24 protein-coding genes, 2 tRNA genes, 1 pseudogene and 1 riboswitch are annotated in these 21,233 nt (G+C 32.1%); of the genes and pseudogenes, 19 read left to right on the top strand and 8 right to left on the bottom strand.

What is annotated here, in order from left to right; genetic code table 11:
• Positions 1–95 precede the first annotated feature (95 nt).
• Entirely contained in the window at positions 96–284 is a 189-nt protein-coding gene (locus AC0N0V_RS14565) for a hypothetical protein (protein WP_474458764.1), read from the top strand.
• A 59-nt stretch (positions 285–343) separates the two neighbouring features.
• Here AC0N0V_RS14565 and AC0N0V_RS14560 read toward each other — a convergent pair whose 3' ends face one another.
• Together AC0N0V_RS14560 and AC0N0V_RS14555 are read right to left on the bottom strand one after the other, a co-directional pair.
• Positions 344–997, bottom strand: coding sequence for a YczE/YyaS/YitT family protein (locus AC0N0V_RS14560; RefSeq protein ID WP_474458763.1), 654 nt, complete (start codon positions 995–997; stop codon positions 344–346).
• A 15-nt stretch (positions 998–1,012) separates the two neighbouring features.
• On the bottom strand, positions 1,013–1,561 hold the full coding sequence (locus AC0N0V_RS14555; RefSeq protein WP_474458762.1) for a helix-turn-helix domain-containing protein: 549 nt from the start codon (positions 1,559–1,561) through the stop codon (positions 1,013–1,015).
• A gap of 375 nt (positions 1,562–1,936) precedes the next feature.
• On the opposite strand from AC0N0V_RS14555, the gene AC0N0V_RS14550 reads away from it, so the two are divergent.
• The 7 genes from AC0N0V_RS14550 (at position 1,937) to AC0N0V_RS14520 (ending at position 6,194) form a co-directional block, all read left to right on the top strand.
• A tRNA-Glu gene (locus AC0N0V_RS14550) sits at positions 1,937–2,011 on the top strand.
• Positions 2,012–2,018: 7 nt separating this feature from the next.
• Positions 2,019–2,093 (top strand) — tRNA-Gln (locus tag AC0N0V_RS14545).
• Positions 2,094–2,210: 117 nt separating this feature from the next.
• The gene (locus AC0N0V_RS14540) at positions 2,211–2,687 is read left to right on the top strand and encodes a hypothetical protein (protein WP_474458760.1); all 477 of its coding nucleotides are present in this window, start codon (positions 2,211–2,213) and stop codon (positions 2,685–2,687) included.
• A 508-nt stretch (positions 2,688–3,195) separates the two neighbouring features.
• Positions 3,196–3,861 carry an amino acid ABC transporter permease gene (locus AC0N0V_RS14535; RefSeq protein WP_474464543.1) on the top strand — a complete coding sequence of 222 codons (666 nt, stop codon included), beginning with the start codon at positions 3,196–3,198 and terminating at the stop codon, positions 3,859–3,861.
• Positions 3,842–4,522 carry an amino acid ABC transporter permease gene (locus AC0N0V_RS14530; RefSeq protein ID WP_474458759.1) on the top strand — a complete coding sequence of 227 codons (681 nt, stop codon included), beginning with the start codon at positions 3,842–3,844 and terminating at the stop codon, positions 4,520–4,522. The genes AC0N0V_RS14535 and AC0N0V_RS14530 overlap by 20 nt, the downstream gene beginning before the upstream one ends.
• Before the next feature lie 12 nt (positions 4,523–4,534).
• Positions 4,535–5,284, top strand: coding sequence for an amino acid ABC transporter ATP-binding protein (locus AC0N0V_RS14525; RefSeq protein WP_474464542.1), 750 nt, complete (start codon positions 4,535–4,537; stop codon positions 5,282–5,284).
• 28 nt (positions 5,285–5,312) lie between these two features.
• On the top strand, positions 5,313–6,194 hold the full coding sequence (locus AC0N0V_RS14520; RefSeq protein ID WP_474458758.1) for a cysteine ABC transporter substrate-binding protein: 882 nt from the start codon (positions 5,313–5,315) through the stop codon (positions 6,192–6,194).
• A gap of 131 nt (positions 6,195–6,325) precedes the next feature.
• Here AC0N0V_RS14520 and AC0N0V_RS14515 read toward each other — a convergent pair whose 3' ends face one another.
• The 3 genes from AC0N0V_RS14515 to AC0N0V_RS14505 all read right to left on the bottom strand — a co-directional run bounded on the left by AC0N0V_RS14515 (position 6,326) and on the right by AC0N0V_RS14505 (position 9,205).
• Positions 6,326–6,559 carry a hypothetical protein gene (locus tag AC0N0V_RS14515; RefSeq protein ID WP_474458757.1) on the bottom strand — a complete coding sequence of 78 codons (234 nt, stop codon included), beginning with the start codon at positions 6,557–6,559 and terminating at the stop codon, positions 6,326–6,328.
• A 62-nt stretch (positions 6,560–6,621) separates the two neighbouring features.
• Complete coding sequence (locus AC0N0V_RS14510; protein ID WP_474458755.1) at positions 6,622–8,136, bottom strand: alpha/beta hydrolase family protein; 1,515 nt, start codon at positions 8,134–8,136, stop codon at positions 6,622–6,624.
• A gap of 421 nt (positions 8,137–8,557) precedes the next feature.
• Positions 8,558–9,205, bottom strand: coding sequence for a flavodoxin family protein (locus AC0N0V_RS14505; RefSeq protein ID WP_474458754.1), 648 nt, complete (start codon positions 9,203–9,205; stop codon positions 8,558–8,560).
• 173 nt (positions 9,206–9,378) lie between these two features.
• On the opposite strand from AC0N0V_RS14505, the gene AC0N0V_RS14500 reads away from it, so the two are divergent.
• Positions 9,379–9,744, top strand: coding sequence for a winged helix-turn-helix transcriptional regulator (locus AC0N0V_RS14500; RefSeq protein ID WP_474458753.1), 366 nt, complete (start codon positions 9,379–9,381; stop codon positions 9,742–9,744).
• A 57-nt stretch (positions 9,745–9,801) separates the two neighbouring features.
• On the opposite strand, the gene AC0N0V_RS14495 is transcribed toward AC0N0V_RS14500, so the two are convergent.
• Complete coding sequence (locus tag AC0N0V_RS14495) at positions 9,802–9,984, bottom strand: hypothetical protein (RefSeq protein ID WP_474458751.1); 183 nt, start codon at positions 9,982–9,984, stop codon at positions 9,802–9,804.
• A 306-nt stretch (positions 9,985–10,290) separates the two neighbouring features.
• Positions 10,291–10,548 (bottom strand): hypothetical protein, encoded by a 258-nt coding sequence (locus AC0N0V_RS14490; protein ID WP_474458750.1) that lies wholly within the window; start codon positions 10,546–10,548, stop codon positions 10,291–10,293.
• A gap of 65 nt (positions 10,549–10,613) precedes the next feature.
• A riboswitch (cyclic di-GMP riboswitch) is annotated at positions 10,614–10,697 on the bottom strand.
• 646 nt (positions 10,698–11,343) lie between these two features.
• Between AC0N0V_RS14490 and AC0N0V_RS14485 the strand changes: the two genes are divergently transcribed.
• From AC0N0V_RS14485 to AC0N0V_RS14470, 4 genes and pseudogenes are all read left to right on the top strand, one after another.
• Positions 11,344–11,466, top strand: a complete 123-nt coding sequence (locus tag AC0N0V_RS14485) for a tyrosine-type recombinase/integrase (protein ID WP_474464541.1) — start codon at positions 11,344–11,346, stop codon at positions 11,464–11,466.
• 86 nt (positions 11,467–11,552) lie between these two features.
• Complete coding sequence (locus AC0N0V_RS14480) at positions 11,553–11,825, top strand: tyrosine-type recombinase/integrase (RefSeq protein ID WP_474458748.1); 273 nt, start codon at positions 11,553–11,555, stop codon at positions 11,823–11,825.
• Between the two features lie 4 nt (positions 11,826–11,829).
• Positions 11,830–12,693 (top strand): annotated as a pseudogene (locus tag AC0N0V_RS14475) (IS91 family transposase); the annotation flags it as partial.
• 401 nt (positions 12,694–13,094) lie between these two features.
• The gene (locus AC0N0V_RS14470) at positions 13,095–13,712 is read left to right on the top strand and encodes a lysozyme inhibitor LprI family protein (protein WP_474458746.1); all 618 of its coding nucleotides are present in this window, start codon (positions 13,095–13,097) and stop codon (positions 13,710–13,712) included.
• A gap of 178 nt (positions 13,713–13,890) precedes the next feature.
• Here the strand turns inward: AC0N0V_RS14470 and AC0N0V_RS14465 are convergent, their stop codons facing one another.
• Positions 13,891–14,523: a hypothetical protein gene (locus AC0N0V_RS14465; RefSeq protein ID WP_474458745.1), complete on the bottom strand. Its 633-nt coding sequence runs from the start codon at positions 14,521–14,523 to the stop codon at positions 13,891–13,893.
• A 544-nt stretch (positions 14,524–15,067) separates the two neighbouring features.
• Between AC0N0V_RS14465 and AC0N0V_RS14460 the strand changes: the two genes are divergently transcribed.
• The 6 genes from AC0N0V_RS14460 (at position 15,068) to AC0N0V_RS14435 (ending at position 21,216) form a co-directional block, all read left to right on the top strand.
• Complete coding sequence (locus AC0N0V_RS14460) at positions 15,068–16,411, top strand: aminotransferase class III-fold pyridoxal phosphate-dependent enzyme (RefSeq protein ID WP_474458743.1); 1,344 nt, start codon at positions 15,068–15,070, stop codon at positions 16,409–16,411.
• A gap of 83 nt (positions 16,412–16,494) precedes the next feature.
• Positions 16,495–17,763 (top strand): PucR family transcriptional regulator, encoded by a 1,269-nt coding sequence (locus AC0N0V_RS14455; RefSeq protein ID WP_474458742.1) that lies wholly within the window; start codon positions 16,495–16,497, stop codon positions 17,761–17,763.
• A 40-nt stretch (positions 17,764–17,803) separates the two neighbouring features.
• Positions 17,804–19,324, top strand: a complete 1,521-nt coding sequence (locus AC0N0V_RS14450; protein ID WP_474458740.1) for a CoA-acylating methylmalonate-semialdehyde dehydrogenase — start codon at positions 17,804–17,806, stop codon at positions 19,322–19,324.
• Positions 19,325–19,595: 271 nt separating this feature from the next.
• Positions 19,596–19,763 carry a zinc-ribbon domain-containing protein gene (locus tag AC0N0V_RS14445; protein ID WP_474458738.1) on the top strand — a complete coding sequence of 56 codons (168 nt, stop codon included), beginning with the start codon at positions 19,596–19,598 and terminating at the stop codon, positions 19,761–19,763.
• A gap of 205 nt (positions 19,764–19,968) precedes the next feature.
• Positions 19,969–20,121, top strand: a complete 153-nt coding sequence (locus tag AC0N0V_RS14440) for a hypothetical protein (protein WP_474458737.1) — start codon at positions 19,969–19,971, stop codon at positions 20,119–20,121.
• A 90-nt stretch (positions 20,122–20,211) separates the two neighbouring features.
• Positions 20,212–21,216, top strand: coding sequence for a WG repeat-containing protein (locus AC0N0V_RS14435; protein ID WP_474458735.1), 1,005 nt, complete (start codon positions 20,212–20,214; stop codon positions 21,214–21,216).
• The last annotated feature ends 17 nt before the right edge of the window (positions 21,217–21,233 follow it).

Below are 21,233 nucleotides of genomic sequence, written 5' to 3'. Positions count from 1 at the left end.
TAAGATATTATAAGCTAAATCATAAAATTAAATGTAGAGTTTGTATTGTTAGAGCCTTATACTACGACTAATAATTCAAGAAAAAAGTTGCGTCTATGAATATACTATTGCCAATCTTACAAAATGCAGTTGATGGCTACTACAAAGAATATTTATCAGTATCTCCTACAGTAGCCCCTTATGAAATTACCATATTAAGTACGCATAGGCTAGGTGAGAATGGAAGCACTGTTTTAAGGGAAGTTACAAAGTTAAAAAGAACTCTATGTGATTTATTTGATTAAGTTTATAAATTTTAAATTCACGATATTTAGACATTAGTAAAATGATGAGAGACAACTATTTATGCTTTGATGACATTAACAACTTTAATTGTATCAGATATACTCTCATGCTCGATATTTTTCACATCAAAGTGTAGTAATTTAAATGTAAACTGCAGAATAAATCCTATTCCGAATACATATATTGCTGTGCCTATGCCGACCTTTGCACCTAGTAGCCAGCCAATAATAAGAACAGTACCTTCTAGCAAACCTCGTACTGCCCCTATAGGTAGTTTTAACATACGCTTTCCAAGTGCAACCATGAGTGCATCACGGGGGCCACACCCGAGAGATGAACCAATATAAAAATAGCTTCCAATGCAGATAACAACTTGCCCCAAAAGGAGCATTAGTAAGCCAAGTCCAAGATTGGACATTTTGGGAATAATATTGGTAAATTGAATCAAATCAACAAACTTTCCTATCAGTATAGCATTGAGAATTGTACCAAACCCAATTTTTTCTTTCAGTGCAAAATCAATAATAATGATAATTAAGCCAGTAATGACAACAATATTGCCATAGGAGAGGTGAGTCAGATAGGATCCACCCATGCTGAATGCTTCCCAAGGGGCTAAGCCAATGTTAGCCTGTATGGTTAAAAAAGAGCCCAGTGAATATAAAAACAGTCCAAATATCAACTTGATTACTCTTTTAACATAGTTATTCATAACAGAATCCCCCTTTTATTCATGGTATAGAATCATAATAATGTTTACATCTTTGTCTGTTGAGTTCAAATATTTATGGCTGCAATTAGCAAGAAATTGTATTGCCTCACCTTCTTGTAAATGAAATGTTTTGTCTCCAACTTGTACGCTAAAAACGCCCTTTGTGCAAATAATATACTCTCTTATACCTGATTCATGGTACTCGGATGAACGTTCAGAATTTGGAGCAATTACATGACGAAATATTTCAAACTTTTTATCAGGGTCAAATTCAAACAAAACAAATAATTCAAATCCATCCCATGCTGAATAGTGTTTAACTGTATCATTTGTGGTAATTGATACTTGAGGCGTTTCAATATACGTAAGTTGAGCCAGTGGAACATTAATTCCATTACATATTTTTTCAAGCACAGATATTGTGGGACTTTTTGTGCAACGTTCAATTTCACTTAGCATACTCTTACTAACACCAGTTAACACAGCTAAATCATCCAATGTAAGATTTCTTTCTTGCCGAATTCTTTTAATATTTCTACTTATAGTTTCATTTGCTGAAATCATGTAAACCTCCTATACACTATAGTGAATTAATTACTCTATAGTGTATAAGTTACCATGTTATGGATAATTTGTCAAGGTGTTTGAAATTGTAAATACATATCAATTTACTGCAACGTATTCAAGCAATAATCTCATGATGAGAAATAGGGAGGAAAAATATTTCGCATTTGCTGATGTTACGGTAAGCTGTACCATAATTAAATATCATAATACAAGAATTATGGAAAAGGTGTATTATGAGTAACAGGTATTTGATTTTGTAATTACAACTATTAATATTTCAAATAGACACTCATAAAATGATTAGAAAAAACGATTAGACGACTACAAAAATATTTGTTAATATAAAAAAGTAAAGTATACCAAATAATTTATGGCTCCTTGGTCAAGCGGTCAAGACACCACCCTCTCACGGTGGTAACAGGGGTTCGATTCCCCTAGGAGTCACCAATTTTATTGGGGTGTGGCCAAGTGGTAAGGCTCCAGACTCTGACTCTGGCATTCGGAGGTTCGAATCCTTCCACCCCAGCCATTTAATAAAACAAAGGATTATAAATACTCTATAAAATTCAAGGTTTTGTAGAGTATTTTTATATTGAAAAATAAAAAGAAATAATTTTTTGCTTTGAGCGATATGGGGGGATAGGCTGTGTACTACGAGGCGTTGAAGGCTATAAGTCTGGAGGACAGAGAGAAATCCTTGAGGGGAAGACTGGGAGAAGAAAAATGCAGAGTCCTGGATAAATTTAATCTTCATTTAAATGACAGGTTTTATTGGGAAAGGCATCAGGAAAAGTATCCTGTTCAAGAATATTTCAGCCACAGATTTGCAGTAAAATCCAGCCCTTTGGGCATGATTTTTCATATTAACAGGCTCTGTTTTGCCAAGGTGAAATATTTCGAAAAGCACTGGGATGAATATATTCCCTGCATCCATGATTGTAAAAAGGGCTTTGTTGAAAGTGAACTTTTTGACATGGAATTTATTGAACAGAAGAATACTGGCATAGTTATCGATTTAAGAGAACTGGCTAAGATACATTGGCTAAAGGACTTTAAGGAACTTTGTCTTTATTTGGAGGCGGAACGTCAAAGAGTGTTATCAGAGAAGAAAGTATTGCAATAGTACAATTTTTAGATAAAGTTTGTTCGTAATCTTCTTTGGTTGTGACTGAAAATTATATTTTCTATACCTTAGCTGATAGAGATAAGTCAACTACCAGTGAATTATATAGATAAACAAATAAAAAATATGGAAAAAGAGTTGACAATAATATACTGCGCGATTATAATATACCTATAAATCAAATTAAATTACTAGGAATTACAATGATAGGAAGAGTAGGTTATAAGAAACTCTAAGAGAGAAATCCCCAAGGGTGTGAGGGATTTTGGGTAGATGGTAACTGAAGTGCATCCTTGAGTACTGGATCGAAGTTAAGTAGACTTCAGCGGGTACGCCCGTTAAAGCGTTGTGGTATGATTGTACCGAAATAATGAGTTTTTATGTGTTTAAATAAATTTTTACACATAATAAACAGAGTGGAACCGTAGAAGTATACTTCTGCCTCTGTAATAGAGGCAGGAGTTTTTTGTTTTCTAAATTACTAGTAAAGAAAGAGGTAGTTAAGCTTATGAATCTAAATTGGCAATTTATTGTTGAAAATGTTCCCTTGTATCAGAAAGCTGCTATACTTACACTAAAACTAGCATTTTGGGGTATAGTAGTTTCTATAATACTTGGACTCATATGCAGCATAATACAATACTATAAAATAAAAGGTCTGCAATCCGTAGTGCAAGCATATATAGAGCTTTCACGTAATACTCCATTACTTATTCAATTATTCTTTCTATATTATGGTTTTACTAAGCTAGGTATAAGAATGAGTGAAAATACCTGTGCAATAATTGGACTATCCTTCTTAGGCGGAAGTTATATGTCCGAAGCCTTTAGAAGTGGTATCGAAGCTGTGGGCAAAATACAAATTGAGTCAGGTCTTAGCCTTGGACTTTCTAAACTTCAACTTGCTAGATACGTAATATTACCACAGGCATTTTCAGTGAGTATACCATCAATAAGTGCAAATTGTATATTTTTATTAAAAGAAACTTCGATTTTAGGTGCAATATCAATTTTAGATCTTATGAATGTAACAAAAGATTTAATAGGAATGTATTATCAAACTTTTGAATCATTACTAATGTTGGTAGTTGCATATCTAATTGTAATTTTACCTTTATCACTCTTTCTTACATGGGTAGAAAGGAAGGTGCGTTATGCAGAATTTGGGCATTAAAGTGATATTTGATGGAATGAATATTCAACGGTTATTATTTGATGGTTTATTAGTGACAATTGGAATTGCCTTTATCTCCATTGTTATAGGAACTTTACTAGGGATAATATTTGGAGTTATTAGAACATCAAAATCAAAAATTATAGCTTTTATCAGTCGTTTATATCTTGAACTATTTAGAATAATACCTGTTCTTGTTTGGTTGTTTATTGTATATTTTGGTGCGACTACTGCATTAAACATACAGTTAAGTGGAGAGGTAGCTTCTATCATTGTTTTTAGCCTTTGGGGTGCTGCAGAAATGGGAGACATAGTAAGAGGAGCATTAGAATCCTTGCCAAAACATCAGATTGAATCAGGAAAGGCTATTGGACTTAACTCCTGGCAGCTTTATAGATATATTCTTATACCCCAAGCTATAAGAAGAATGATTCCTGGTGCAATAAATTTAGCAACAAGAATGGTTAAAACCACATCTTTAGTAGTTTTAATAGGAGTTATAGATGTAGTAAAGATAGGTCAACAGATTATAGAGCTTTCACGACTACAGGTACCTACAGCATCCTTCTGGGTTTATGGTCTTATATTTATACTATACTTTATTATCTGTTATCCTTTATCAAGATTGTCAAAGAAATTAGAGGCTAGCTGGAAATATTAAGGAGGTATTGTAATTCACATGGAAAATAACGAAGTATTACTCCAAATAAAAAACTTACATAAAGAATATGCACAGAAAGAGATATTAAAAGGCATAGACCTTGATATACATAAGGGCGAGGTTGTGGTTGTACTCGGGCCTTCAGGATGCGGAAAGAGCACCTTGCTTAGATGCCTTAATGGTCTTGAAACTATTCAAGGAGGTAGCATAGAGTTTAATGGTACAAGCCTTACAGACAAAAATGTTAACTGGCAGGAAATTCGTCAGAAAATAGGAATGGTATTTCAAAGTTATGATCTGTTCCCGCACATGACAGTTATAGAGAATATACTTTTAGGGCCAACAAAGGTTCAAAAAAGATCTAAAGATGAGATAATGAGTCAGGCAGAAAAACTATTGGATAAAGTAGGATTACTTAATCGAAAGGATTCCTATCCTCGCGAACTTTCTGGAGGACAGAAGCAAAGAATAGCTATAGTAAGGGCCCTATGTATGAATCCTGAGATAATGCTATTCGATGAAGTAACAGCATCACTTGACCCGGAAATGGTAAGAGAGGTTCTAGAAGTTATGCTAGATCTTGCAAAGCAGGGCATGACTATGATAATTGTAACTCATGAAATGAATTTTGCACAGGCTGTTGCTGATAAAATAGTATTTATTAATGAGGGTGAGGTATGTGAAATATCCAGCCCAGATGAATTTTTTACAAATCCAAAAACAGAACGAGCTAAGCAATTTTTAAATGTATTTCAATATTAAGTTTTATATAAAGAAAGGAAGATATTTAATGAAAAGTGTAAAAAAAATCTTAACAGCATTAGTTGCTACAACATTAATAGTAGGAGGATTAGTAGGCTGTGGATCTTCAAAAACAGCTTCAACAGAAGGTAAAAAAGAAACTACTCAAGCATCAGGAAGTTCTATTGATGAAATAAAGAAAAGAGGAACTATCAAAATTGGTGTATTTAGTGATAAGCCACCATTTGGTTTTGTAGATTCAAATGGAAAAAGCCAAGGTTTTGATGTTTATATCGCTAAAAGATTTGCAAAGGACCTATTAGGCGATGAATCTAAGGTTGAATTTGTATTAGTTGATGCAGCAAGTAGAGTTGCATATTTACAATCAAAAAAGGTTGATATAATAATGGCTAATTTTACAGTTACAGATGAAAGAAAAGAAAAAGTTGATTTTGCAAATCCTTACATGAAGGTTTCACTTGGAGTTGTATCGTCAGACAACGCTAAAATCACTTCAGTTGACCAATTAAAAGGTAAAAAGATAATAGTTGCAAAAGGAACAACTGCAGAAACTTACCTTACAAAAAATATGCCAGATGTACAATTAGTGAAGTATGATCAATACTCAGAAATATTCGAAGCATTAAAAGACAAGCGCGGAGACGCTATAGCTAATGATAACACAGAAGTACTTGCATGGGCACAAAAGAATCCTGGATTTAGTGTTGGCGTACCAAAATTCGGAGGAGAAGATACAATAGCACCTGCCGTTGCTAAAGGAAACAAAGAGCTTCTTAACTGGATAAATACTGAGCTTGAAACTCTTGGTAAAGAAAACTTTGTACACAAAGCTTATGATGAGACATTAAAAGACACATATGGAGAAGCTAGCAAAGAGGATATTGTAATTGAAGGTGGAAAATTAAAATAATTAAGGTGATTTTATATATTAAACAAGTCATATTCATCCTAGTGGTCTTACTTTGGAGTGTAAAACTAAAGTTACAGCTATCTTCACAATAGAAAATAGCAGGCTTATATTAATTACAAGCCTGCTATCTATTAGTGTCTCATATTTTGAGCAAATTGTTTCATAATTTCCTGTACTTCACTTACCTTCTCAGGTTTTAATAAGGAAATCATTTTAGGCATAAATTGTAAAGCATCCTCCTGTGTAAATGCACCTTCTGCTTGTTTCTTAAAGTTTTCTGCTAGCAATGCTCTTGCTTCTTCAACCTTATCTTCCTGTACTCTTTCTAAAATATAGCCTAAAAATTTTTCTTGTCCTTGGTTCATTTATTGACCCTCCTTAATTTTATATGAAATAAACTGTATGATTTAAAACAGGTCCAGTAAACTTATTTTAAATTAACTTGTTTCAATTCCGGATACTTAGTAACCATGGATTCTAACGAATCGTTTGCATCATTTTTCAAATGCTTATCAAAAAACGTTGCCGTTACTGATTTAGTGATTTCTAAACATCTTTCCGGAGCAGTCTTTCCACCTATGCCCATTAATTCTCTTAACTGCCTGACACCTATGAAAAAGCCTATGTCTGTGAACTTCATATGGTCACTGCCTTCAATAGTGAATAAATTTCCAGACAACTTAAGAACTTCAGCAAGCCCTATGATGTTTTGAGACGCTTTTTTGTAAGCCTCTTTGTAAGCTTCCTTGCTGCCATACATTGAAATCATTACTTTTTGTTCCTCTTCCGTCATGTCTTCAAAATTTTTTGTTAAGGGTTCTCTATTTTGGATTCCTTGAATATGATATTTATCGTTAGCCATCATTAAAAAGGGTGCCATACCTTTAAACTTATCTTTAGGAGTAACAAAAACAATTCCATCCAAGTCAATTGCAGCCTTAATTCTGCTATCATTAATTGCCAAGTTATATGCTACTGCGCCACCAACAGAATGACCAATGGTACCTACTTTATCGAGATTTAGCTTTCCCTTAAAATTAGAATTAATTTTACCTTCGTTCATTTTGGTTAGACTATCAATAACAAACTTAGAATCATCAGCCATAATTTGAGTAATTATCTCTGCAGGATCTGCTGTTTTAAAATCTGTTGTAGCCTCTTGGGCTGAAACAACTCTATCTGGAAAAAGAGTTGCCCAAGATACATAGGTATGGTCTATAGCCACTACAATATACCCTTGGCTTGCTAAATCTTCGCACTGTGAAGTTTGAACTTCCATTGTTGTACCTGCTCCATGGGAAAATAGAACCACTGGATAGCTTTGATTTTTATCTGATACCTGTAAATTTTCTTTTGAGTTGGTATTTACTAAGTGCAGATGGCTAAATATAAATTCAGGCATATGATAGCCTGCAGCAAAGGCTTTCAAAAGCTCAGATGAATTGTGAAAGTACCCATCAAGTGGTTTTGAATCATCATTCTTTGCAGGATAATAAACTTTAATCATCAGCTCTCTCTTTTTAGTTGATTTATCTAGGAAAGGATCAATTCGACTTTCATCAACTAAACGCAAGTAATTAATTCCTACATCATAGCTTCCTGTTGGCTTTGGAAGCTTAAATATAGGAAGGGCATAGGACAATAAAAATGTAACCATAAGAAATATAACAGATAAGCTTCTTACTATAAACTTTATCGCCTTTGGAGTTTTAACTTGAAAAAAATTATACTTTATTTTTGCTAAAGTATAGCTCACAAAAATAATAACAAAGATGTAGGAAAAAATCATCTGATATCGAAAGCCCTCAAATATGCCATGAATTAAGAATAGTAATAGATTTAACCCTGCCTCCCCCAACCTAACTGATTTTGACCTCTTTCTAAAGCTTAGAAATATGGATAGTAAGTTTACCAAAATTAGCATTATTTCAAATGTCCTCATTAGAACCTCCTGTATTCCTCATATAATATCTTATACTGTAATGGTGTTGCAAAATAGTGTAAATTTAGCCTGTTCCCTTAGAGAATAAAATAATTAATTTACAGTCTTATTGTATAAGATTAAGCTCTTTTAATCCATTTTCTTAGCTTACAAAACTATAACCATAACTTACATTTTTGTCACAAAACAAAAAAGTGGCAGAGCCACTTTAAAAACCTAGTTTTTTACATATGTTTTCACTGTCTTACAAATTCGAAGTAATCTAAATGCTTAGAAAAGATGATTGTAACTTTCGTGTACTCGCCATATCTTAATTCAATTTCTATATCATGACCAATCTTTCTCGCTAGCTTTTAGAAAGATAAAGACCTAAGCCTGCTGATTTATAGTTTCATCATATTGCAACTTCTTTCGCAACTCGTTAGGCATTCGTGGCAAACCTTACCCCCATATCAAAGGCTTTTTGACAATCAACAGGAAATTGTTCTGATTTTTGTTTTGCCTTAGCCTCTTCTGAAAAAATGGAGGATTCATATTCCTTATAATTAGAAAATTGGTAGGTATCGTAACTGTACAATAATTCCACGGGCTTTCCTAATATTCTTGCAATGAAATCCTGATGTGGCTTTAAACTTAGTTTATATCCAGACTCCTCAATATATTTTTCTGTTGCATTCATAGTATAAATAAACCCTGTCTGGATTTTTTTAGGGTAAACCGTTGGTATTTCCGAACTATAGATACTATGTGAATATAAAAGACGCTCTAAAAGAGCAGTCATTCCAGCTGTTATGTTCATGTAATAAATAGGAGAACCGAAAATAATGGCATCTGCTGTTTCAAGTTTTTCAAGAATATTTGTTAAATCATCTTTCATCGCACATTTACCATGCTGACCATCTTTTCTTTTACAGGCAAAGCAACTGATACATCCCCTGTATTTCAAGTCATAAAGATTTATCAATTCAATTTCTGCTCCTTGTGAAGATGCTCCCTCAAGAGTCTTATTTAACAAAGTTGCTGTATTCCAATTTTTTCGTGGGCTACCGTTAATCGCAATAACTTTCATTAGTTTTCCCTTCCTTTTCTAATCACAAGTATAATTTCTATACTATTGGTTATTTTAATTTTTACTTTATGTTCATTCTCTATGATATAATTATATTACTAAATCAAAATAATAATAGTACGCAATTTATTTTGATTAGGTATATTTTTATTGACTAAAGGAGCCTATTTATTATGAAAAATGAAAAGAAGAACATTGCTGAGTATACAAACTCCTCTGTACTATATTCACTACAAATAATTGGAGGTAAATGGAAATTACCTATATTATGTGTGCTAATGAAAAAAAATATAGTGCGTTTTAATGAATTAAAGAGAGAACTAGATGGTATTACTAATATGTCTCTGACTAATTGCTTGCAAGAATTAGAATACTATAAAATAATTAATCGGGTTCAATATTTAGAAATGCCACCTCGTGTAGAGTATTCTTTAACTGAAAATGGGAAAAAGCTTATCCCATCTTTAAAGGCTTTTAAAGAGTGGGCAGACGATCAGATAAAGATTCGTGATGAAAACTTAAATTTTAAAAATGATTAATAATTGATAAATATAAACATAATGGCGTTATTCAAAGATATAGAAAAATTGCTTCATTTATACCCTTTGCTTTAATGCTATCATACCACCTTTAGCATTATTAAACCCTCCACCAATAAAGTATCTGTCGTCAGCAATTGTATTTAAATATTGAACATGTTCCTCAAAATCTTTAGAAGTAGAATTTAAATCTGGATTTTTATAATCAACTCTAACGAATAACTTATCACCTTTCTTCATATGTAATCCTCCTTGCTTACGCCTCGATATTTTACCATTTCCATTTTATTAATGGTAATTATATCATAACTTGCATGATAAAAGATTATTGCTTTTTAATAAATATGAAGTAATTCTACTTTTTAACATCGTAGTATTCACTTCTCAAAGAACATTGCTCGTATTTTGAATTTCAATAGTTACGTCGTCTTTCAAATACTATATTTATATATTGAAAATTTACGATGGACAGACTTTATAAGTGTATATGCAACTAAAAAAAGACTCATACTTTGTAGAATGAACCTTTTAGTACATTAGTTTTTGCTAGTTAACTGACACATCATAAGTCACAGTATAGTCAACACCATTAATGGTAATAATCTTTGATACAGATTTTGAACCATCAATAACCACTGTTCTACTAAGATTAACACTATTAGCATAACGCGGTATACTTACTGAATTGCAAGTAATAGTTCCAGTTTTAACATCTTGTTGGGTTCTTCCTGTTGTTACATCCTGAGTAGATTTTGATGCTGCCGAAACAGTGGGACCTACGTTAGTAAGAAGTGTAGCAGTCATAATAACAGTTCCTAAAAGTTTGACATGAATTTTTTTAATTTAAATCTTTCCTCCTAGATAATTTTTACTAAGAGGGCCGGTTACACTACTAGCTCCATATAATCAAAGTGTCCAATTTTAGATTATATATCATAGCTTCCCCTGATATGGAAACAATATGTTCATAACCACAATTATACATTATGTACGTAATTAGATGAATGTGTTTTTGCGACAAAAATGCTAATAGAAATAAAGTGTAAAAACAAGGTAGCAATTAAAGTGTATATTTAGCTAGTATATCATACTAATAAACGAATATTTAATTATATTATTACAACTTTACCTACGGGTGGAAGAACATTAGAATGAAAATGTCTGTTGACACTTGTTAGGATGAATCGCATCATAAGATATTACCAATATTTGTACTGGACCACAATATTCTTATTTAACGTAATAACTGAAGAAATGAATAATTTACCTGAACATTGTATCATTCAAAGTAGGAGTGAAAAGTGTTTTTACGTCGCATTTCAAAAATAGAACTAAATCGCTAAAAGCGATAGCTTGCTACTGATTAAACTAATACTTATGTGGAAAAAATAAGGAGCTAAGTTTCTTCCTCAAGGAAGCTTCGCTTCTCACATTTTACACACCTTTTGAAGGAGTGTAAAATGTATAAAAAAATTGACAAAATGGTTAAGGACCTAGAAATTCGGGGGCGTAGCCAGAATACCATTTAAGATATGGTATTGACTATGAAAAGTTTCTCTGAATTTTATAATCAACCACCAGAGCTCTTAGGCGAGCAAGATATTATCAACTATTTATTCAGGAGGCTTACGCGTTAGCGAGGTTATAAATCTAAGAATATCAGATATTATAAGTGCTGAAATGAAGATTAGAGTTAGGAACGGTAAGCGTAACAAAGAATGATACACTCTGTTATCTCAAAAAACTTAGAATTACTAAGAGTATATTAGAAGAAGTTTGGATGGAAAGATTATCCCCTGGAGGATAATTTGCTTATATGTGGAAAAACAAAGAAACCACTAAGCAATCGTTGTATAGAACATTCTATGGATAAAGCATTATTAAAGGCTGGAATAAATAAGACGGCTTCGCCGCATACTTTAAGGCATTCTTTTGCAAATCATCTAATGAATAGTGGTGTCGATTTGGTAACTATTCAAGCATTACTTGGACATTCAAATATGAAAACAACTTCAATATATTTGCATGTAAGGGATTATCAAACGTTAAAAATGACAAGTCCTTTAGATACGCTGGACTAAATTTATGAATTCACTCCAAAATGTTATTGAGTTGCATGGAGATTCCTATATTAAGTCGAGGAAATTACCATCTAATATTCTAAAAGCATTGTATTCAATTAAGTATTGCAGGACTGCTGCACTTGGAGGTCATGTATACGAATGTGATGAGTGTGGAGAAACTAAAATTTCATATAACTCTTGTAGAAATCGACATTGTCCAAAATGTCAGACTTTCGCCAAGGAAATGTGGATTTATAAAAGGAGTAAGACATTATTACCAACTCACTACTTTCATATTGTTTTTACTATACCAGAACAATTAAACTCTTTAACATTGTTTAACCAAAAAGAAATGAACTCTATTTTATTTACAGCTGTTTCAGAGACCTTACTGGAATTAGCGAAAGCTAAAAAGTATTTAAACGCAAATATAGGCTTTACAACTATTCTGCATACGTGGTGGCAAAATTTAATGTATCATCCCCACATACATTGCATAGTTCCTGGTGGCGGTTTGAGCCTTGATAATAGCAGGTGGATAAAGTCAAAGAAAAAATTTTTTAGCCCAGTAAAAGTACTTTCACGAATGTTTAGAGGGAAATATCTATTTTATTTAAACGAGCTTTATAAGAGAGATAAACTTAAATTTCCTACGAAGATTAAGGAATTGCAGTTTAAAGATATATTTTACGCATTTAAAGACAGTTTATATAAAAAAGAATGGATTGTTTATAGTAAAGCTCCATTTAGTAGTGCAGAATACGTATTACAGTATTTAGGTAGATATACTCACAGAGTTGCTATTTCTAATAATAGAATTATTAAAGTTGATAATGAAAAGGTCATATTTAAGTGGAGAGATTATAAAGATAAAAATAAAGCGAAAAGTGAATAAGCACTTAATTATGGGGAGGGGGATGCTATATACTAAAGCAGGTTATATTGCTAATTTTTTTGAATACAAGTATACTAGTATCAACAAATTTAATGTTTTAGAACTTATAGTGAATTTTTGAATATCCATAGAAGGCTTCGCCGCTTTTAGTGATTCCGTTCTAATAATTGATTGCGATATTGAGATGTATATATTTAAGCATAAACCAAGTCTAAACTACTTGTAAGTGTTTAAGTATATGCTAATTTTTTACCCTCAACATCGCAATCAAGCCAACTCATTTTATGTAGTAGCGACATAAAATAAGAAGCATTGCAGAATAGAAACTCTATGCTTTTGAATTACTATTTATGATAAGTCATAACTACAAATAAGATTAAAAGGAGAAAATAGTGAAAAATAAAAACATTGTACTTCTTATAGTCATAGCATTATCAATAATTACATTGGTAGCATGTACAAAAGACAGTAAAAAAAATCAAAATTCTGTAGGTGAAACAAACCAAAGTCAGCAAGTAAAAGATAGTCTGGACGAAATTGATAATACACATAAAACAGATTCATCAGCTTTAAAAGACGATACAAAAGAAAATGAAAATATCTATGAAGATAATAAAACAAATACAGCAACAAAAATAGGGGGAAGAAGAAAAGAGTTTCTAGAAAGATTAGATAACATCCAAAAAGAACTTGATGCCTTACCACAAAAGAAAGATTCGGATGCTGGAGTAACAAATGCTATGAAAAATTATTACGGAAAATCCTATGATATGTATGATAAGGCATTAAATGAGATTTATGCCTTACTAAAAGAAGAATTATCTCCAGAGATAATGAAGGATTTAAAAACTAAGCAAATTAAATGGATAGAGCAAAAAGAGGCAGAGGCTAATAAGGAGGAGTCTAAATATAAAGGTGGGACCTTCGAATTTGTTGCAGGTTATGTATCTTTGTATAAATCCACAAAGGAAAGATGCTACGAATTAGTAAATGAGTATATGACAGATTGAAAATAGATAATAAATGTTATCAAAGGATATTCAAATCAGTAAATTTACAGCTATAGTTAAGACACATTCTTCTTATATTATTTGAATATCATAGATCTATGATATTTAAATAATATAATTTTACAACTGTGACTAAACACTTTAAAAATAATTACACCACACCAGTAATATTTCAACGTTATTTCTCTTCTCTTATTGAATAAGTATTTATCGTTTCAATTACAGCATAGACTGATGAAAGTTGGATTTTAAAATTGTCATCAACACCTATAAGTGTTTCACTTCTTCTTTGTTCTTTTAACCATGCTTTAGCCTTTAAATTTATTTGCTCCTGCAACCCCAAATCATGGCCTGAATCACTCATAGCTTCCTCTACATATTTACGTGGAAACATTTTTTTCATAGATGGCCCGTATTCAGATCCATCCTTAGGTTGTTCAAATTTAACAACAGTAAATTTGCCATTATCTTTTTTTAACACAATGAGTGCTGGACTTGAGCCGCCACATGAAAGTCCAAATTTTCCATTCGCGAATGCATATCCTTCAAATAAAGTGTAAATATAGACATTTATTAGTCCATCTTTCTCTTCAATTGTATATACTTTATGTGCCTCAAAGGTTTTATCAGCGTTTGTAAATATACGAGAATAGTAATCGCTAATATAACTTGATATTACTTCATTTAGCTCTTTTTTAGACGTAATATCGATATTTTTATTACTGTTTGCTTTTAAACTGCTACACCCAACGCTAATCATAAGAATTAAATAAAAAACTATTAAAATTAAACCTTTAAAATGTTTTTTCAATTTGGGTTCATCTCCTACTCTCTATGAATCAAAATTATTCTTGGCATAAATATAATAACATACAAGGATAGTTTTGGTAAATTATTGATAAAAATTTGTTGAATTAAGATGAGCTGCTAGAATGCAAGATATTAGAACTATAGCTAAAATATAAATGTGTATATATAAATATATATAGCATAATACTTTTTGTGTATATGCTACTTGTTAGGATTTTATCAAGTTATATACAATAATAAGTATAATTAATCCTGTTTTATGAACTTTAAAAGAATAGAAAGAGTTATGGCTTAGGCATAGAGATTATTTACATTGAAAGTAAATATGTTAAAAATATCGCAATATGCGATTGCCATTCCTGAATTTATTTTGTTTTGTTTAACAAAATTAAATATTTGGTAAAAAGCACAAAAAAGTTGTTCACTTTATACATATACACCAATTAAAGTAAATGATACTATAATTATGCAAGCAAGTGATTTATAAAATCTCAAATTGAAGATTTTAAAACTTATTTTCTATATATAAAAGTGGGGTGGAAATAATGAGTGTTAGTGATTGTAAAAAAGTTAATGTGGATGAAGTTTATAAAAATGATAGGGATCATATGATTCATTCATGGTCAGTGCAGTCCAAGCTTAATCCTATGGTTGTTAACGAAGCAAAAGGATGTTATTTTTGGGATGGTAATGGGAAAAAATATCTAGATATGGCTTCACAACTTGTAAACCAAAATATTGGACATCAACATCCTAAGGTTGTAAAAGCTATACAAGAACAAGCTGAAAAACTTTGCTTTGCAGCACCAGGCTTTGCTAATGAAGCTCGTAGCTCACTTGCAAAATTACTTAGTGAAGTAACTCCTGAAGGTATAAGCCATTTCTTCTTCACAAATGGTGGAGCCGATGCAAACGAAAATGCAATTAAAATCGCTAGACTAGCTACTGGAAAGTGGAAGATTATTTCACGCTATCGTTCATATCATGGATCAACTTATGGTGCAATTGCACTTACTGGAGATCCTAGAAGACCACCAGTTGAACCAGGTATGCCAGGAGTTGTAAAGGTTTATGACCCATATTGCTACAGATGTACCTTTGGTAAAGAGTGTGGAAAATGTAATATGGAATGTGTAAAACACATTGAAGAAACTATTATGTATGAAAATCCTGACACAGTAGCAGCAATTATTATTGAATCTGTAACAGGTTCTAATGGTATATTTATTCCACCAGCAGAATATTATACTCAATTAAGAGCAGTTTGTGATAAATATAATATACTTCTAATAGCTGACGAGGTTATGGCTGGATTCGGAAGAACAGGAGAATGGTTTGGTATCGATAATTTTGGTGTTCTTCCAGATATAATGACTATGGCAAAAGGAATAAACTCAGGGTATGTTCCTTTAGGAGCAGTAGGTATATCTGATAAAGTTACTGAAGCAATCTACGATAAAAATCTTTTCTGTGGATTGACATATAGTGGACATCCATTAGCTTGTGCAGCTGCTGTAGCAACAATAAATGCATATAAGGATGAGAAGATAATAGAGAATGCTAAGGCACAGGGAGAACTACTAGCAGGCTTTATTAAAGAGATGAAAGATAAGCATAAATCCGTAGGTGATGTTAGAAATATAGGCTTATTTGGATGTATAGAACTAGTAAAAGATCGTGAAACTAGAGAACCTATTGTTCCATGGAATGGCAATGGAGAAGTAATGGACAAAGTGAAGAAATCACTATTAGATGATGGTATGTATATGTATCTAAGATGGAACTACATGTTCATTGTACCACCTTGTATAATAAACGAAGAAGAAATGAAAGAAGCATTTGTAGCAATCGACAAAGCTTTGTCTATTGCTGACACTTATGTAGAATAATAGATTATATTTATAAGCGCCCATAATTGAAATTATCTGCAATTCTAGTGACAGAGCTTTTAGAATATACTAGAATGTAATAAATGGAAATTGAAATACATTTTGAAGAGAGAGGTTCGATTATGGGCGTTAGAATTGACCAATTAATAAGCTTACCAGAATTGAAAGATTTAAAACTAGTAGGGGGAAGTAAGGGAGTTTCTAAGATAGTAAAGTGGATTCATCATGTGGAAACTCCAGACATTGTGCAATACGTACAGAATGATGAATTAATATTAATTACTGGTATTGGAGTATTTAAGGACAACTCTAGTTTTATTGAACTACTAAACGGAATTATAGAAAAGAAAGCAGCTGGACTCATCGTAAATGTTGGAAAGTATCTCTCAGAGGTTCCTGAGGAAATAAGAAAACTGGCAGATGAAAAGAGTTTTCCAGTGTTTGAAGTTCCTTGGAAAACAAACTTGGCTGAAATAACGAGAATAATTTGTGGTGATATAGTGAAAAGACAAATGGAAGAAAGTTCTTACCAAGACTTGTTAAGAAATATTATATTTTTTAACAAAATAACCTATGAAGATTTCACCAAAAGAATTTCATCTTATGGATATAATTATTTTAACTCTTTTAGAATAATAACAGTAACAATAGATAAATTTGAAGAGTATTTATCTTTTAAAAATATTAAAGATGAACAAGGTATAGTTTATATTAAGGATAATTTCTTGAGAACAGTAAACAGTGCTATTTGGGATTCACGATTCCAGCCTATAAGCTTTCTACAAAATGATTCTGTAGTCTTACTTCAAATTAATGAAAAGGACAAGTTTACAGATTTAGCAATGCTAGCACAGATCATAAGAGAAAGTGTTAAACATACTTTTAGCGATATTAGCATAAGTATTGGTATCGGAAACTCCTATGCAGAGTTTAGTGAAATAAAAAGAAGTTATATTGAAGCTGAGAAGGCTTTAAAGGTGTTAAAAGCTGAGGGTCGTTCAGATGAAACTATATTTTATTCTAACATAGGCGCATATAAATTGCTCACTGAAATCGAAAACATAAATCTTCTAAAAGAGTATTATGATGATACAGTAGGAAGATTAGAAAGATATGATTCACAAAATAATACTGATTATACAAGAATATTTCATGTTTTTCTTAAAGAAAATGGTAATTATATTCAGACATCACAAAAGCTTTATATGCATAGAAATACTTTGATGTACAAAATTAACAAAATACAGGAAATCATAAAGCGAGATTTGACAGATACAACATTAAGATTAGAGTTTTATTTAGGTTATTTAGTAAAGCAGATTAATGACTTTAGAAGTGAAGATAAGAAATGATATATAAAATTTATTGGGAAAGTTTTAAGGGGGTATAACAATGAAAGAAGTAAAAAAATTAGGATTTTATGCTAATGGAAGATATCAAGAGTCAAGAACTGGCAAGTATATGGATGTATTTAATCCAAGTGTAGGAGAAGTTATTGCACAGGCTCCATGTTGTACTGAAGAAGATGTTAACTTTGCTATAAAGGCAGCTAGTGATGCTTATATTGGATGGTCAAAGACTCCTGTAATGAAAAGAGTACAGGTTTTATATAAATTCCGCGAACTTGTTTTACAGCATGAAGAGGAACTTGTTCGTATGGTAGCAACTGAGCATGGAAAGGTATGGGAAGAATCTAGAGGAGATATATTAAAGATTGTAGAGTGCGTTGAGCATGCTTGTGGTGCTCCTAGTTTTATGATGGGAGAATCACTCATGGATACATCTACTGGATATGACACTGTTTTATATCGTGAACCATTAGGAGTTTTTGCAGGAATAGCTCCTTTCAACTTCCCAGGAATGGTGCCAATGGGGTGGATGGCACCTATATGTGTAGCAACAGGTAATACAATGGTTATAAAAGCATCATCAATGACACCTATGACTGCTCTTAGATGTGCAGAACTTTGGACAGAAGCTGGTCTTCCAGACGGAGTTATCAACGTAGTTACTTGCAGCAGAAATGAAGCTGAGATTTTCTTAAAGCATCCTGAAATAAAGGGTATAACATTCGTTGGATCAACATCTGTTGGCTTACACATATACTCTACTGCAGCAGCTAATGGAAAGAGAGTGCAAGCATTATGTGAAGCTAAGAATCATGGCCTAGTACTTGAGGACGCAGCTTTAGAGAGAACAGCTCGTGGAATCATAAACTCTTCCTTTGGATGTGCAGGTGAAAGATGCATGGCGCTTTCAACTTTAGTAGTTCAAGAAAGCATAGCAGACAAGTTAGTAGAACTTATTAAACAGTATGCTTCAGAACTTAAAGTAGGTCCTGCATATGAAAAAGACTCACAGCTTGGCCCAGTTGTAACAGCTGGACATAGTCAATTTGTAACAGGTTGGATTGAAAAAGGTATAGAAGAAGGAGCAACAGTAGTACTAGATGGACGTGGTGTTAGTGTAGAAGGATATGAGAATGGATTCTATCTTGCACCTACAATACTTGACCATATAACTCCTGAAATGTCAGTAGGAGATAATGAAATATTTGGGCCAGTTTTATGCATAAAGAGAGTAAAGGATTTTGAAGAAGGAATTACACTTATGAACAAAAATAAATTTGCCAATGGTTCTGTTATATTCACACAAAGTGGACATTATGCTCGTGAGTTTGCTAGAAGAACTGATGGCGGTATGGTTGGAGTAAATGTAGGAATTCCAGTTCCTGTAACAATGTTCCCATTCACAGGCCATAAAAATTCCTTTATTGGAGATTTACACTGTTTAGGTAAGGACGGATTTAGATTCTATACAGAAACAAAGGCTGTAACTACAAGATGGTTTGATGATGAAGAGAAAAAGAATACTAAGGTAGATTCTTGGGACGGCTCATTAGGTGGAAAATAGTTTTTAAATTATATAGTCATCGGATAAAAATATGTAAATACCTTAGTGAATTCATCAGGGTATTTGAAATTTAAGATATTTGAAGATATATTTAATAATATTCGGAAAAATGTGTTGCTTTAATTTTATATGTGTGTTATGATTATATACGTTGTGAGTTTAATAAACCACACGATAAAGATTTAATAGGATTAAAACATTCCCTTTTTAGGTGTATAAAGTAAATCTGTTTTAAGTCTTAATATATAAATAAAAAGGAGAAATGTTTAAAATGGCAGATAAAACTTTAGTATGTAAAGATTGTCAAAACGAATTTGTATTCACTGAGGGCGAGCAAGCTTTCTATAAAGAAAAAGGTTTCGAAAATGAGCCACAAAGATGTGCTGATTGTAGAAGAGCTAAAAAGCAACAAAACAATGACAGAGGATTCAGAAGATAATATTGTTTGTAATAGTCAACCTATAGGAATTTATTCTTATAGGTTGTTTTACTTTGTGGAATAATATTTAATGATGCACTATTGAAGCAAGATCTTAATTCAGATAGGGATTCTCTTACCATATCTGAATTTTAGAGCTGCGAATGCATGGCTTACTTGGAGTAAGTCAGGTTAAACTAATTTATGTATAGTAAGGAGATTAAAGATGTCTGATAAAAATATTGAAATGATGAAAAAATTGATTGAGGAAAAGAAGAAAAAAGGTTCAAAGCAGGGGTCTGCTTTAAGACCAGAAAAAAATATAGGTAAGACTAAAAAAGCAGTAAGAAATAATAAAACTGGTGGATTGTTCGATTAAAATATAAAGTATAATCATATAATATTGTTTATTATTAAAGAGCAGGTAGTCATCGGATAAATTACTAAAAAGAAAGGAAGATTATTTAAGATGGATATTCAAAAAAAACTTTATCCAATAAATAAAGGTAGTAAATATGGTTACATTGATAAGGAGGGTCAAATTTGTATCGAACTTAAATTTGACTATGCTGAGGAATTTAATGGTAATCTAGCCATTGTAGGCATTGAGGATTTCTTTGGATTTATAGACAAAGAAGGGAACATGGTTGTTAATCCTGAATACAATGACGTTTATAATTTTAGTGAAGGCTTAGCTACTGTTGAGCTAAAAGGGAAAAAGGGATATGTTAACGATAAAGGTGTTTTAGTAATAGAGCCTAGATATAGTGAGGCTAACGATTTTTCAGAAGGCCTAGCGGCAGTGCAGTTAGGTTATAAGTGGGGATACGTAGATATATCAGGAAATATGGTAATAGAACCTCAATTTTTAGATGCTTCTAATTTTACTCGTGATTTAGCATTAGTTCAATTAGGAGGAAAATTAGGCTATATAAATAAAAAAGGTGATTTTGTTATTGAACCTAAATATGACTACGCAAATGAGTTTTCAGAAGGATTAGCAGCGGTTAGAATAGGTAGTAAATATGGATATATTAATGAAAAAGGAAATGTAGTTATAGAGCCTAAATATTATGTAGCTAACGATTTTTCAGAAGGTTTAGCAGCTGTTGAACTGAAAAATAATAAGTATGGCTTTATAGACATGACAGGAGAAATGATAATAGAACCAAAATATGATTGGGCAGATAATTTTTGTGATGGATATGCAGCTGTATCTATTGGAGATAAGTATGGATTTATTAATAATGAAGGTCAAGAAATAATTCCAATGAAGTTTGACAATGTAGATTCAATTAGTGAAGGTTTAATATCAGTAGAGATTGATGGAAAATGGGGCTATGTTGACAGGTCCTGTGACTTTATCATAGAGCCAAGTTTTAATGAGGTATCAAGCTTCGTCGATGGAGTTGCAAAGGTTATCCAAAGTGGCAAAATTAGATATATTAACAAGAGTGGAGAATATATTTTTTAAGGTTTGAATTAAATAGT

The sequence above is a fragment of the Clostridium sp. CS1-1 genome, from assembly GCF_056135525.1.
This window is presented reverse-complemented; position numbering and strand designations above follow the sequence as displayed.